Here is a 14,237-nt window from a genome sequence, read left to right as displayed (position 1 = left end):
TAGGGAGGACTATCAGTAAAATGTATCTTGGATGATGGGGGTAACCTTGTATAAAAGGCTAGTTTAAGGTTTTTAAGTGCCTAATGATAGAAAAAGAAGAAGGGCAAACGATAGTCAGACCCCTCCTTTTATACTCATTAATTTAGTTTTGGAATAGTTTTTAATGCTAAGTTTCGTTCATCCTCTATCGTTCGATGGGACTTTTCATCGGTTGGCTGGAGGATTTTTTTCAATATATCGTTTACTAGAGAAGCAAAAACAGTATGATTTCGCTGACGTGACCTTTCTAAAGCAATTGGTATATCTTGTGCGATCACTCCATCTTGAAGAATAATGACTCGATCTGCAAGTGCTACAGCTTCTTCGACATCATGTGTTACTAATAAGGAGGTAAATCCATGGGTCATTTGAATATTTTCAATCATGGATTGCATTTCAAGACGAGTAAGAGCATCCAATGCTCCAAGGGGTTCATCAAGTAACAGCAACCTTGGTTTATGCATAAGAGATCGAGCTAATGCAACTCTTTGTTTCTGACCGCCAGAAAGATTTGCAGGCCATTCATCTTTTTTGTCTTCTAATCCAACATCACGCAAAACCTGGATTGCTTCCTTACGGTGAATCCCTTTTATCCCTAATTTGACATTATCTAGGACTCGTTTCCATGGAAGTAAGCGACCATCTTGGAACATCATACAGGCTTCACTGTTTAAGCTATTTAAAGGTTTCCCGTCGATTAGTATTTCCCCTTTAGTTGGTTTTTCTAATCCACTCAGTAAGCGCAATAATGTACTTTTTCCACATCCGCTTTTTCCGACAATCGCAATAAATTCGCCTCGATTTATTGTGAGATTTAAAGAATTTAAGACCTTTGTCTTATTGTAGCTTTTTTCTAGATTTTTCATTTCTAGATATATTTTTTCTTTACTCATCTTCCAATCCTCCTTTCATTAGGAATGTTTTTGGTAGCTAGGATGCCATTTAAGCCATCGTGTTTCCATAAAGCGTGCGATTACATCTGAAAGTTTTCCAAGTAATGCATACAAAAGGATACTTAATACGATTATATCCATCCTCATAAATTCCCTCGCATTCATTGCCATATAGCCAATCCCAGAAGTAGAGGATATTGTTTCAGCAACAATCAAAGTAATCCACATAATTCCTAATGAAAATCGTAAACCTACAAGGATGGAAGAAAGCGCACCTGGAAATATAACATTTAGGAAGAGAGAAAAGCCATTGAGGCCATACATTCTTCCCATTTCGATTAACCCTTTATCAACGGTTTTAATACCATGGTAGGTATTAAGGTAGACGGGGAATAAAACCCCTAAAGCTACGAGAAATACTTTTGCTTCTTCCCCAATCCCAAACCAAAGAATGACTAATGGTATTAAAGCTAAATGAGGAATATTTCGTAACATTTGAATAGAAGTGTCAAGCAATAGCTCCGTAAATCGAAATAAGCCGTTTAATAGACCTAACACGAATCCAATTGTACCACCGATCAGAAATCCAATAGACGCTCTCCATAAACTAATCCATACATGATGAGTGAGTTCTCCAGTTTGAAACAAGTTTATGGCAGCCAGATAAACATCTGATGGAGCTGGAAGTATTCTTGACGAAATAATCCCTGTCTTAATAACCAATTGCCACCCAATTAGCAGTAAAATAGGAATGCCCCACGGCAATAATTTTTTTATGAAGTAGAGAAATGTTTTCTTCAATTTTCTTCATCCTTTAAATCTAGTGTATAAACGTTCTCACTCACCTTTACTTTCTTTGGTATAAGTTGGAGAGTATAAAAGGTATCTGCAATTTCTTGCTGTTCTTTTATAATCGTGTCATTTATTTCTTCTACGCCATACACTCTCCTTTCAACTGCCATTTTCATAGAGGCTTCATCTATACCCAAAATAGAGGAGAGCATTTTTGTTAAATCTTCTGGATGATCATTTGCCCACTGACATGATTTTTGTACTTCTTCCATAACTACTTTAATGATGTCTTCCTTTTCTTGAAGAAAATTAGAGGAAGCTAGGAAGAAATCTCGATCACTAGTTAAGCCTTCTCCATTTACTAATAGTGTTGCATCTGCTTGTAACTGGGTATCAGCAGTAAAAGGATCCCATACAACCCAAGCATCAATTTCTTTTTTTTCAAAGGCAATTCTAGCGTCGCCAGGCGATAAATAAGCAGGTTCTATGTCACTATAGCTTAAACCAGCTTTTTCTAAAGCATTTACTAATAAATAATGGGAACTACTTCCTTTGGCGAAACCAACTTTTTTCCCTTTTAAGTCCGCTAATGTTTTGATGGAAGAGTCATTTTTCACTAAAATGCCAGAGCCTTCAAACTTTGATTTTCCTGCAGCAACATATCGTAAGGTAGAATCAGAAGCTTGCGCAAAGATTGGAGGAGAATCACCGGATCGACCAAAGTCTATACTTCCGGTATTTAATGCTTCAAGTAAAGCTGGACCAGCTTGAAATTCATACCATTCTACTTTATATCCAAGGGGTTCTAAGCGTTCTTCTAATGTACCTAGTTCCTTCAAAATAAGTAATGGTCCATTTTTTTGATAACCTATACGAAATACTTTATCATTGCTACTATTCTCACCTAGTGGATTTGGTATGGAACAAGCAGAAAGCAATAAGGTAGAGAAAAGCAGCATCCATCCCAAGAATAGAGCCATTGTCTTATATCTCATTCTTTTTTTCATATAGAAGCATCATCTCCTCTTATTTTATTTGTTAGCTATGTTAAGGAAGCTTGTAGAAGATGATATTCTCCGCATCGGTATTTACTAAAATGTATTTTTCTCTCTTTAAAGCTGACCGTTCCATCATCAAACCTTTTTTAACATAGCATTTCCACCTATTCTTTCTGGCCATTGGTTCTTTATAAACTATGCAAAGAATACTATTAGGTACCTGTTTAGTTTTTTTGAATACGATCTTTTTGGTTATCAGATAGGGAGGGGAGTCTTTGGGATAGAGGGGAAGGAAGAAAAGGGATAAGGCTTTACCCTTGCTTTTGTAGATGGGGCATTATCCTCTTTCAAGGGATTTGCAAGCATAAAGAAAACAGCCTTAGGTAAACCAAGGCTGTTATTCTTATTCTTTGCAGGATTGGCCTGGAACTAAATTATCTATCAGGATCATTAGGATTCAAAATACGAGGACGGCGATTTTTCAAAGGAATTGGTGTTCTGACAAGAATATCTCTCATTGCACGGTAATTGAATGGAATGAAGGGCCATAGATATGGAACCCCAAAAGATTTCATTCTCGCAAGGAAGATAATAAATAAAGCTACACCAAAGATATATCCTGGTACTCTAAAGATAGCGGTAGATATTAATAAAGCAATACGAACAAGTCTGTTTGCTAAACCAAGCTCATAACTAGGTGTCGCAAAAGTTCCGATTGCAGCAATGGAAAAATACAAAATGACCTCGTTTGAAAAAAGCCCAACCTCCACTGCTACTTGTCCAATCATTAAGGCAGCCACAAGTCCTAATGCGGTTGCTAATGATGTAGGTGTATGAATGGCAGCCATACGAAGCATATCCAATCCAACTTCTATTAAAAGAAACTGAATGATTAATGGGACCTGCCCTAATTCATTCGGACCTAAAAAGGATAGAGATCCAGGCAGAAGACTTGGTTCTATACTTACTAAATACCATAAAGGCAATAAGAAAATCGAAGCAAACACACCTAAGTAGCGAACAAAACGTAAATATGCACCAACAAGGGGATTGTTTCGGTATTCTTCAGCATGTTGCAAATGATGCCAGAAAGTAACAGGCGTAATCATCGCAGATGGGGAGCCATCTACAAAAATACATACATGCCCTTCAAAAAGATGGATGGCTGTTGTATCAGGTCGTTCTGTATAACGTACTTTTGGGAAGGGGTTCCAGTTGTTCCCCGAAATAAATTCTTCAATTGTTTTTTCAGCCATTGGTAATCCATCTGTATCAATATTTGACATAGCTTCCTTTAATTGCTCGACCATATCTGGGTCCGCAATATCACCAATATAACAAATAACGATATCTGTTTTAGAACGACGCCCTACTTGCATAAATTCCATTCGCAGCGTTCGATCTCTAATCCTTCTTCTTGTTAGCGCGGTGTTAAAGACAATTGTTTCTACAAATCCATCACGGGAACCACGAACAACTCTTTCTGTATCAGGCTCTTGTGGCCCCCTAACAGGATAGGTTCTGGCATCAATTAACAGCACTTCGTCAATACCGTCAATAAGCAGAGCTGTTGGACCAGACAGGACATTATCGACAACTTTATTTAAATCATCAACTGTACTAATTTCTATATAGGGAATATAGGTACTCAATAATTTATTTAAAACATCTTTTCTTAATTCCTCTTTTTTTACTTTTGCAAGGAACTTCATGAGTAAATGTAATATATCATCTTTTACTAATCCATCTACAAGAAACATAGCCATTCGGATTCCAGCATATTCGACATCTAAATGGATCATGTCAAAGTTTTGGCCAACACCCAATTCTTCCTTTAGGTATCCTACATTCTCGTCCAAATGACTGGATACCTTCTTTTTCTTATTTATGTTTTCCATATCTCACCTCATAATAAAAACAGTTGTGGAATGATTTTCCTTTTTATGTACTATTTTTCATAATAGACATAGGAGAGGAAAATAATACCTCTGAAGTAAAAGTTCGATATTCCTTGATTAGAAAACAAATGAAAAGGAATTACTTTCAAATCCTTTTATCACTTTAAGCCTTAAGGCGACTTTTGTGATTTAGATTAGATGTGCAGAAGGAATATATTGGGTAGAAGAAAGATGCAAAAAGAACAAGTTTGTGATAATATGTATGAAAACGGTTAACATATACAATTTAAGTGGAAAATAATTTATGATTTTTCGGGTGGTAATCATGAAAGTAAAATTAGAAGATGTAGCAGAGTTGGCAGGTGTTTCACCAACAACGGTTTCACGTGTTTTGAATAATCGGGGATATATAAGTGAAAAAACAAGAGAAAAAGTAGAGCAAGCCATTAAGGATTTAAATTATTATCCTAATGATATAGCACGCTCTCTTTTTAAAAAACGGACCAATTTTATTGGCCTTATTTTGCCGACAATTAATAATCCCTTTTTTAGTGAATTAGCTTTATATATAGAGAATATATGCTCCACTCATGAGTTTAAAGTTATTCTCTGTAATAGTTTAGGACAAGTGGCGAAAGAAACTTCATATGCAGAGATGCTTATTAGGCATCAAGTAGATGGAATTATTGTTTGTTCCTATAATCGTGGAATTGAAATATATAAGAATTCTAAGCTTCCTATTGTCGCAATTGACCATTACTTATCACCGACCATTCCTGTAATAGGTTCTGATAACTATGAGGGTGGAAAATTGGCTGTTCAACATTTACTTAATCAAGGTTGTAAAGCAATTGTTCATATAAATGGACCAAGCGAGTTAGAGACACCAACCCAAAATAGAAGAAAAGCCTATGAAGACCATGTAGCTAATCCCATTACCTATGAATTGAATAGCGTTTTTGATGAGGAAGCAACTGCAGAAACAATCAAAAAGATATTTATAGAGCACCCTGAAACGGATGGGATTTTTGCTAGTGATGATTTAATAGCATCAACTTGTTTGAAAGTAGCGAGTGAACTAGGAATTCAGATTCCCAATCAATTAAAAGTTGTAGGGTATGATGGCACGCAAAGTGTAAGGAGGTTGTTACCTCAATTAACCACAATTAAACAACCAATTGAGGAAATTGCACACTCAGCTGTATTAAGATTAATGGACATTATTAATGAAGTAAATAAAGATGAAAAAATGGAAGTTATTTTACCTGTTCAATTGCTAAAAAATGAGACGACCTAATGCAATCGATAATGAAAGGATTTTAGACCCCATTCAGATTAGTTCCCGAACGAGACAAATAAGATAGGATTTTCTTTGATAAAATATAATCTAAAAATTTAGATTGTATTTTTTAAAAATAAACAAGTCAAGCGGTTGACATATATTATGAAAGCGTTTAAAATAAAAAATATCAAGCGGTTGACATAATGAAATGTGAAAGCGATATATATTTATGATTTGAGAAAGGAGATTTAAGGATATGTCAAGCGGTTGACATTCACTCAACTCAATATTTTTTCTAGAAGGAGGCGAAATAAATTGTCAATTTCAGTACCTGAAAAAAAAACATTGAAAAAAAACACATCAAATAAAATAGAAGGTAAATTTATTCCTGCGAAAAAAAACGAAAACTTTATTCAATATTTTAAAAAAAACTACGCTTTGTATCTTTTTTTAGTACCTGCCATTATTTTAACAATTGTATTTAAATATATCCCAATGTATGGAGCAATAATCGCTTTTAAGGACTTTAGCCCAATGAAGGGAATTATCGGAAGCGATTGGGTAGGTTTAACACACTTTAAGGATTTTTTAACTTCGCCAAATTTTAAAGAGATTTTTGTTAATACGCTTAAATTAAGTTTTTATGGTTTGATACTGGGCTTTCCGGTACCCATTATTTTAGCACTTAGTATAAACCAAGTACGGAGAGCTGCTATCAAAAAAAATATCCAGTTAATATTGTATGCACCGAATTTTATATCTGTTGTTGTCATTACAGGAATGTTATTTATCTTTATGTCACCAACAGGTCCAATAAATTCACTATTATCTATATTTAACGATAAACCTATTTCATTTATGACAGATCCTGAATATTTTAGATCTATTTATATTTTATCGGGAATATGGCAAGCGGCGGGATGGTCGTCCATTATTTATGTTGCTGCACTTGCGAACGTTGATCCTCAATTACATGATGCTGCAACAATCGATGGAGCAACACTTTTGCAAAGGATAAGACATATTGATCTGCCTACTCTTAAACCAATAATGGCAGTGTTGTTTATTCTAGGGGCAGGGGGAATTATGGCGATAGGATTTGAAAAGGCTTACTTAATGCAAACTTCTATGAATCTACCTACTTCGGAGATACTGCCAACTTATGTATATAAAGTAGGGTTGCAGGCCGGGGATTATGCATATTCCACAGCGGTAGGGTTGTTTAATTCTGTTATTAACGTAGTTTTATTAGTATTCGTGAATTTTGTAGTGAAGAAGTTAAATGAAGGAGAAGGGCTATATTAAAAAGGGGGGATAACCGATGAAGAACCATTCAAAAACAGATAAAATGCTTCTTTTAAGCAACAAAATAATTTTGATATTACTTGTTTTAATAGTTGTATTACCATTACTTTATATTCTATTGGCTTCCTTTTTAGATCCTAATATTCTGCTTAGTAAAGGATTTTCTTTAGATCCCTCTGATTGGAGTCTAGAAGGTTATAAACGTATTATACAAGATGATTTAATGATAAAAGGATTTATCAATTCAGTTATATATTCACTAGGTTTTACGATTGTCACAATAATTATCACGATATTTGCTGCATATCCGCTTTCTCTTGATGGATTTAAAGGGAAGAATGTGATTATGATATTCTTCCTAATCACGATGTTTTTTAATGGTGGACTGATTCCTACCTATTTAGTAGTGAAGGATTTAGGAATGCTCAATACTATTTGGTCCATTATTTTGCCTGGAGCAATTAGTGTTTGGAATATTATATTAGCACGAACCTTTTTTAAAGGGCTGCCAAAAGAGCTGTTTGAGGCAGCTAAAATCGACGGTGCTTCTGAATTGAAAATATTTTTAAAAATAGTTTTGCCATTGTCTAAACCGATTATTTTTGTAATCGCTTTATATGCTTTTGTTGGACAATGGAATTCCTACTTTGATGCAATGATTTACTTAGAGGATCAAGAATTACATCCATTGCAGCTAGTTTTAAGATCCATCCTAATTCAAAACCAAGTTCAGCCTGGAATGATTAGTGATCAATTAGCAATGGCAGAGCTAAGTAAATTAGCAGAAAAAATAAAATATGCGTCAATTGTCATTTCAAGCTTACCACTTCTAATTATGTATCCATTCTTCCAGAAATACTTTGAAAAAGGTGTTATGGTAGGATCTTTAAAATAATTTTTTAAAAACAAAAGCATATGGAGGGTTTCATTTATGGGGAATATCAATAAGCTTCTTTCAACTTTTATTGTTGCTGGCCTTGTTCTAACAGGTTGTAGTGGTGAAAGGGCAAGTAAAAGTGCTTCAACAGAAGACTTAAAACTAACAGATGTTACATTTCCTTTGGAAGAGAAAGTCACACTTCGTTTTATGACACAGAGCTCTGCTTTGGCACCAACAGACCCTAATGAAAAGCTAATCTATCAAAGATTAGAAGAGCAGACAGGTGTTCATATTGATTGGAAAAACTATACAAAAGATCAATTTGTTGAGAAGCGAAATTTAGCGTTAGCAAGCGGAGACCTGCCAGACGCCATTTTAGATGCTGCATTTGGTGATTATGATTTATTGAAATATGCAAAGGATGGAACCATCATACCAGTTGAAGATTTAATTGATCAGTATATGCCTAATTTTAAAAAGGTGCTGGAAGAAGCTCCAGAATATAAATCGATGATTACAGCACCAGATGGACATATATACAGTTTTCCTTGGATTGAAGAGCTTGGCAGTGGAAAGAGTCGCATTCAAGTAGTTGATTGCCTTCCTTGGATAAATGTAGAATGGCTAAATAATTTAGGGCTGGAAATGCCAACAACAACTGAAGAACTGAAAGAGGTACTTCTTGCTTTTAAAACACAAGATCCAAATGGTAATGGAGAAGCAGATGAAATACCATTATCTTTTATTGTAAATCAAGGGGGAGAAGACCCAGCCTTTTTATTTGCTTCCTTTGGTCTAGGAGATAACTGGGATCATACGGTTGTTTCCAATGAAGGGAAAGTTATTTTTACTGCAGCAGAAGAAGGATATAAAGAAGCGTTAAAATTCTTTAATGAACTAAATGATTTAGGCTTAATTGATATAGAAGCATATGAACAGGATTGGAATAAGTATGTAGCTAAAGGAAAAGATTCTAAATACGGTCTTTACTTTACTTGGGATAAAGGAAATATTACTGGAATGAATGATACTTATGATGTAATGCCGCCATTAGAAGGACCTACTGGTGAAAAAAATGTTGCGCAAACAAATGGCTTTGGTCTTGATAGGGGAAGAATGGTTATCACAAGTGCGAATAAAAATTTAGAGTTAACAGCTAAATGGATTGATCAACTATATGAACCACTACAATCTGTTCAAAATAACTGGGGAACATATGGTGATACGAAACAACAAAATATTTTTGAACTGGATAAGGAAGCTGGTATGTTAAAGCATCTTTCATTAGACGGTACAGCCCCTGTTGAATTAAGAGAAAAAACGAGTGTTGCAGGTCCATTAGCTATACTAGATGAATATTACGGTGTATATACAACAAAACCAGATGATGCTGCTTGGAGATTAAATATTTTAGAAGAGAATATGGTTTCTCATATTAAAGCAGAGAATTTTTATCCACCCGTATTTTTCTCACTGGAGGAGGCAGATGAAAAGGCAAAAATTGAAACAGATTTATTTGCTTATGTAAATAGAAAAAGAGCGGAATGGATGAGTAGTGGGAAAATTGAGGAAGAATGGGAAGATTACTTGAAAGAACTAGAGAGACTAGGCTTAAGCACTTGGTTGCAAATTAAGCAAGAAGGATATGATAGAACAGTAAATTAATTGGAGGCATGAAATTGAAGATTAATAAACTCGAAAAATACAGACCAGCCTTGCATTTTTCTCCAAAAAAAAATTGGATGAATGATCCGAATGGTTTAGTGTTTTTTAAAGATGAGTATCATTTATTTTATCAATATAATCCACATGGCAGTACATGGGGGCCAATGCATTGGGGGCATGCAGTCAGCAAAGATTTAATCGTATGGGATGAATTAGAGATAGCTTTACATCCTGATGAAAATGGAACTATTTTTTCAGGTAGCATAGTTGTAGATTGGAATAATACAACAGGCTTTTTCAACGACGAACCAGGGTTAGTGGCTATTTTTACCCATCACTTGGAGCAAGTTCATGGCAAGCTGGCAGGACAGAAACAAAGTTTGGCATATAGCATAGATAAGGGAAGATCATGGATTAAATATGACGGTAATCCTGTACTTGCTCACCCTTCAAAGCCTGATTTTAGAGATCCTAAAGTTTTTTGGCATAAAGAAACTCAAAAGTGGATTATGGCTCTAGCTACAGGACAATCAATCTCTTTCTATTCCTCTCCAAATTTAAAAGAGTGGAAGTTTGAAAGTGAATTTGGAGAGAATTGTGGTTGTCACGAAGGGGTATGGGAATGTCCAGACTTATTTGAATTATCAATAGACAATTCAAATAATAAAAAATGGGTGCTTATTGTCAGTATTGGAGATAATCTTCAATATGATAAAGGATCTCGCACGCAATATTTTGTGGGCTCATTTGATGGAAAGGAATTTACACCCGAACATGAAGATATAAAATGGCTAGACTATGGTAAGGATAACTATGCTGGGGTAAGTTTTTCTGATATTCCTGAAGCAGATGGAAGACGAATTTATCTAGGCTGGATGAGTAATTGGCGTTATGCTAATCAAGTTCCAACAGAAGGATGGAGAAGTCAGATGACTCTCCCTAGAGAACTAGAACTTCGTGAGAAGAAGGGAGAATATTATCTTGTCCAAAATTTAGTAAGAGAATTAGATACCTATTTTGATAGAAAAGAAGAAAGAACTGAAACAGTTATTTCGGACAAAGAGAGCACTATTTTTGAAGTAGATTATGAATACACCGAGATAATCCTTTCCTTAAAAAATATAAATGCAAATAAGTACGGATTAACGATAGAACATACAGATTCACAGAATACAACAATTACTATTGATGTTAAAGAAAATGTACTAAGTCTGTCTCGTGAAAAATCTGGGGTGGTTGATTTTTCTGATAATTTTCCTAAATTGCAGCGAGTTTGTCTTAAGGATTCTCATTCACTAGATCTACGAATAATTGTAGATTCCGCCTCATTAGAACTATTTATCAATGGCGGAGAGCAAGCATTAACAAGTTTAATTTTCCCTGATAAAGTAAGTAAACGAGTATGTTTATTTGCAGAAGATGGGGAAGTGAATCTAGTATATGGAAAGGTATCTGTTCCTTCTAAAAATTGATATGTAACGGAAAGCCAGGGGATTGGATGAATCTATCCTCTGGCTATTTTATACGAAATTCAATGGAAAAAAGTTAGAAAAGTGGTGTAGAGATAATGAGCGATGTAACAGCGTTAGGAGAGATTTTAATTGATTTTACTCCCCAAGGTGAAAATGAACAAGGGTTTCCCATTCTTGTTGCCAATCCAGGTGGAGCTCCGGGGAATGTTCTAGTGGCTTTATCTTGTTTGGGGATGAGAACAGAATTTATTGGGTGTATAGGAAAGGATTACTTTGGTGAATTACTCGTGTCTACTTTACAGAATAAAGGGGTGCAAACAAATGGAATTGTTTATTCCCCAATAAAAACGACACTAGCTTTTGTGCATATTGATCATCAGGGAGATCGTTCTTTTAATTTTTATAGACAGCCTGGTGCGGACATGATGTTATCTAAGGATGATGTGGACTTATCATTAATAGCTGATGCTAAAATATTACAGGTTGGATCAATATCCATGACAAATGAGCCATCAAGAGAAGCAACTTTATTAGCATTAAATTATGCCAAAGAACAGAATAAGATTATTTCACTGGATCCCAATCTACGTCCATTACTATGGCAAAGCTTAGAAGAGGCAAAAGAGCAAATCGAAGCACTCTTGTATTTTGCAGATATAGTAAAAGTTTCGGGAGAAGAATTAGCATTTTTAACGAACACAACAGATATTTTTTCTGGAGCAAAGCAGTTATACAAAAAGTTTCATTTACGGCTGCTTTTTGTAACAGTGGGAGATAAGGGGAGCTATGCATATGGAGAAGATGGCTTAGTATTTGTCCCAGGAGCAGCTGTAAAAGCTATTGATACAACTGGATGTGGTGATGCATTCCTTGCTGGCGTTCTTTATAAATTATTAAAGAGGGATTTATTGGATTTTAATATAAAAGAAGCTATATTAAAGCAGATTTTGGATTTTGGAAATGCGATGGGAGCATATGTTGCAACAAACAAAGGTGGAATTCCTGCCATGCCTACTCTTCATCAAATCGAAGACTTTATAGTAGTCAATAAAAAGGAAGAATAAATGAATTTTTAAAAATGAGGAGAGGGGGAGAAACAAGTTGAAAAAAAGAATATTAACAGTTTTTTGGTCCGTTACATGCTTATTAACTGGCTGTAGTATCAACCAAATGGGAAAGGAAGAGAATAACTTGAATGCATTGAGACCTGATAATATGGAAGCTGCCACTTCTGATTATTATACAGAATTGTATCGACCTCAATATCACTTTTCAACACCTACAGGAAATTTAGCAGACCCAAATGGACTAATCTTTTTTGAGGGAGAGTATCATCTATTTCATCAAAAAAATGGTAATTGGGCACACGCAGTGAGCAGGGATTTATTACATTGGGAACATTTACCGATTGCCTTGGAACATGATCATCTAGGGCAAGCATTATCTGGAAGCGCTGTAGTGGATTGGAATGATTCCACAGGATTTTTTGATGGAAAAGCCGGATTTGTTGCCATCTATACAAATACAGAGGGAGGTGAATCCCAAAGTATTGCTTATAGTAAAGATAATGGGAGAACATGGGAAAGATATAAAGGAAACCCGGTTATTTCAAACCCAGGAATAAAGGATTTTCGCGATCCAAAAGTATTTTGGCATGAGATTACAAAAAAATGGATAATGGTTGTTTCGACAAATCAAAGTGTAACGTTTTATCGTTCTGATAATTTGATTGACTGGGAGTTTCAGAGTCAATTTGGGGATAAGGAGGGATCTCATGCAGCTGTATGGGAATGTCCTGATTTATTCGAATTGCCTGTAGATGGTGATGGGAATAATAAGAAATGGGTATTGCAAGTTAGTGTTGGAGATAATGAAGAAACAAATGGATCAACTGCTCAGTATTTTATTGGAGAGTTTGACGGAACACAATTTATTAATGATAATGCTCCAGAAACTATTTTAACAACAGATTTTGGGCAAGACTTTTATGCTGCTCAGTCCTTTTCTGATATCCCGGAAAAAGATGGTCGCCGAATTTGGTTAGGTTGGATGGCGAATTGGAGATATCCTTATCAATCGCCAACGGAACCATGGAAGGGGTCTATGTCTATTCCTCGTGAACTACATCTGAAAACAGTTAAGGATGGAAGTATTAACTTATTTCAAGAACCTGTTAGGGAATTAGAAAGTTTACGTGTCAATCATATTGCTTTTGATCCTATGGAGGTTAATGGGGAGCACTTTATTGAAGACTTTTCTGGTACTACATATGAATTTGAAGCTGTGCTGGAATGGGAAAAAGTAGAGGAATTCGGTATTCGAGTTCGACAATCAGAGGGCGAAAATACGGTTATAGGTGTAAATACGAAAGATAATAAACTATTCTTAGATAGATCTCGTGCTGGGTTAGAAACGTTATTGGATCGAAATGGGAATCCCTTTCAATTTGGGAATAACCATACAACTCCTTACCCTGTTAAGGACAAACGAATAAAGATTAGAGGATTTGTTGATGAATCATCTGTTGAGGTGTTTATAAATGATGGGGAATATGTCTTTACGAATTTAATCTATTCCCAGCCTACGAGCAACGGAATAGAATTATATGCAAAAGGTGGCAGCATGAAGGTTGCTTCACTAGACTTTTATCCTTTATATTCAACATGGAGAGAACGCCCAAAGGAAAATGAAGTCGAACGTATAGTAGTAAGTTCGGAATATTTAACCCTAAAAGAAGGGGAAACCCAAACTATTAATGCGATTTTAAAGCCAGATTGGATTAAGAGCAGTTCTCCTTTTAGTTGGGATATCGATGAACAAGACATAATTGAAATAACGGAGTCTGATAGCGATGGAAAAGGTATTTTCATTAAAGCATTAAAACCAGGGGGAACAAACATACAGGTTAAGCATCCTGAAACTGAACTTACAAAGGAAATAAGAATAAGGGTAGTAAAATAAAAAATTAAAATATGAAAAGCACTTTTCTTAAAAAAGGAAAAGTGCCTTTTAC

11 protein-coding genes are annotated in these 14,237 nt (G+C 35.3%); 7 read left to right on the top strand and 4 right to left on the bottom strand.

The window, feature by feature from the left end:
- Positions 1 to 137: 137 nt before the first annotated feature.
- From ACTQ5K_RS17945 to ACTQ5K_RS17930, 4 genes are all read right to left on the bottom strand, one after another.
- A complete protein-coding gene (locus ACTQ5K_RS17945; protein ID WP_349204946.1) occupies positions 138 to 932 on the bottom strand; it encodes an ATP-binding cassette domain-containing protein in 795 nt (264 codons plus the stop codon).
- Positions 933 to 950: 18 nt separating this feature from the next.
- On the bottom strand, positions 951 to 1,733 hold the full coding sequence (ssuC, locus tag ACTQ5K_RS17940; protein ID WP_441994163.1) for an aliphatic sulfonate ABC transporter permease SsuC: 783 nt from the start codon (positions 1,731 to 1,733) through the stop codon (positions 951 to 953).
- Positions 1,730 to 2,731 (bottom strand): sulfonate ABC transporter substrate-binding protein, encoded by a 1,002-nt coding sequence (locus ACTQ5K_RS17935; RefSeq protein ID WP_031536423.1) that lies wholly within the window; start codon positions 2,729 to 2,731, stop codon positions 1,730 to 1,732. The genes ssuC and ACTQ5K_RS17935 overlap by 4 nt, the downstream gene beginning before the upstream one ends.
- 425 nt (positions 2,732 to 3,156) lie before the next feature.
- Positions 3,157 to 4,620 carry a spore germination protein gene (locus ACTQ5K_RS17930; protein WP_048716732.1) on the bottom strand — a complete coding sequence of 488 codons (1,464 nt, stop codon included), beginning with the start codon at positions 4,618 to 4,620 and terminating at the stop codon, positions 3,157 to 3,159.
- A gap of 325 nt (positions 4,621 to 4,945) precedes the next feature.
- Here ACTQ5K_RS17930 and ACTQ5K_RS17925 point away from each other — a divergent pair, with 325 nt between their 5' ends.
- The 7 genes from ACTQ5K_RS17925 (at position 4,946) to ACTQ5K_RS17895 (ending at position 14,185) form a co-directional block, all read left to right on the top strand.
- The gene (locus tag ACTQ5K_RS17925) at positions 4,946 to 5,917 is read left to right on the top strand and encodes a LacI family DNA-binding transcriptional regulator (RefSeq protein ID WP_031536426.1); all 972 of its coding nucleotides are present in this window, start codon (positions 4,946 to 4,948) and stop codon (positions 5,915 to 5,917) included.
- 354 nt (positions 5,918 to 6,271) lie between these two features.
- A complete protein-coding gene (locus ACTQ5K_RS17920) occupies positions 6,272 to 7,207 on the top strand; it encodes an ABC transporter permease (RefSeq protein WP_051640931.1) in 936 nt (311 codons plus the stop codon).
- Between the two features lie 16 nt (positions 7,208 to 7,223).
- A complete protein-coding gene (locus ACTQ5K_RS17915; protein WP_031536428.1) occupies positions 7,224 to 8,102 on the top strand; it encodes a carbohydrate ABC transporter permease in 879 nt (292 codons plus the stop codon).
- A 36-nt stretch (positions 8,103 to 8,138) separates the two neighbouring features.
- The gene (locus ACTQ5K_RS17910; protein WP_031536429.1) at positions 8,139 to 9,752 is read left to right on the top strand and encodes an ABC transporter substrate-binding protein; all 1,614 of its coding nucleotides are present in this window, start codon (positions 8,139 to 8,141) and stop codon (positions 9,750 to 9,752) included.
- A gap of 14 nt (positions 9,753 to 9,766) precedes the next feature.
- Entirely contained in the window at positions 9,767 to 11,224 is a 1,458-nt protein-coding gene (locus ACTQ5K_RS17905) for a glycoside hydrolase family 32 protein (RefSeq protein WP_031536430.1), read from the top strand.
- A gap of 95 nt (positions 11,225 to 11,319) precedes the next feature.
- Positions 11,320 to 12,288 (top strand): carbohydrate kinase family protein, encoded by a 969-nt coding sequence (locus tag ACTQ5K_RS17900; protein WP_031536431.1) that lies wholly within the window; start codon positions 11,320 to 11,322, stop codon positions 12,286 to 12,288.
- Positions 12,289 to 12,325: 37 nt separating this feature from the next.
- Positions 12,326 to 14,185 (top strand): GH32 C-terminal domain-containing protein, encoded by a 1,860-nt coding sequence (locus ACTQ5K_RS17895; protein ID WP_081836575.1) that lies wholly within the window; start codon positions 12,326 to 12,328, stop codon positions 14,183 to 14,185.
- Positions 14,186 to 14,237: the final 52 nt, after the last annotated feature.

This window comes from Niallia sp. Sow4_A1 (genome assembly GCF_052116745.1).
Classification (GTDB): Bacteria; Bacillota; Bacilli; order Bacillales; family Cytobacillaceae; genus Niallia; species Niallia hominis.
This window is presented reverse-complemented; position numbering and strand designations above follow the sequence as displayed.

Coding starts and splice junctions, on each gene's coding strand:
- ACTQ5K_RS17945 (WP_349204946.1), bottom strand. CDS start 932: ATGAGTAAAGAAAAAATATATCTAGAAATGAAAAATCTAGAAAAAAGC.
- ACTQ5K_RS17935 (WP_031536423.1), bottom strand. CDS start 2,731: ATGAAAAAAAGAATGAGATATAAGACAATGGCTCTATTCTTGGGATGG.
- ACTQ5K_RS17930 (WP_048716732.1), bottom strand. CDS start 4,620: ATGGAAAACATAAATAAGAAAAAGAAGGTATCCAGTCATTTGGACGAG.
- ACTQ5K_RS17925 (WP_031536426.1), top strand. CDS start 4,946: ATGAAAGTAAAATTAGAAGATGTAGCAGAGTTGGCAGGTGTTTCACCA.
- ACTQ5K_RS17915 (WP_031536428.1), top strand. CDS start 7,224: ATGAAGAACCATTCAAAAACAGATAAAATGCTTCTTTTAAGCAACAAA.
- ACTQ5K_RS17910 (WP_031536429.1), top strand. CDS start 8,139: ATGGGGAATATCAATAAGCTTCTTTCAACTTTTATTGTTGCTGGCCTT.
- ACTQ5K_RS17900 (WP_031536431.1), top strand. CDS start 11,320: ATGAGCGATGTAACAGCGTTAGGAGAGATTTTAATTGATTTTACTCCC.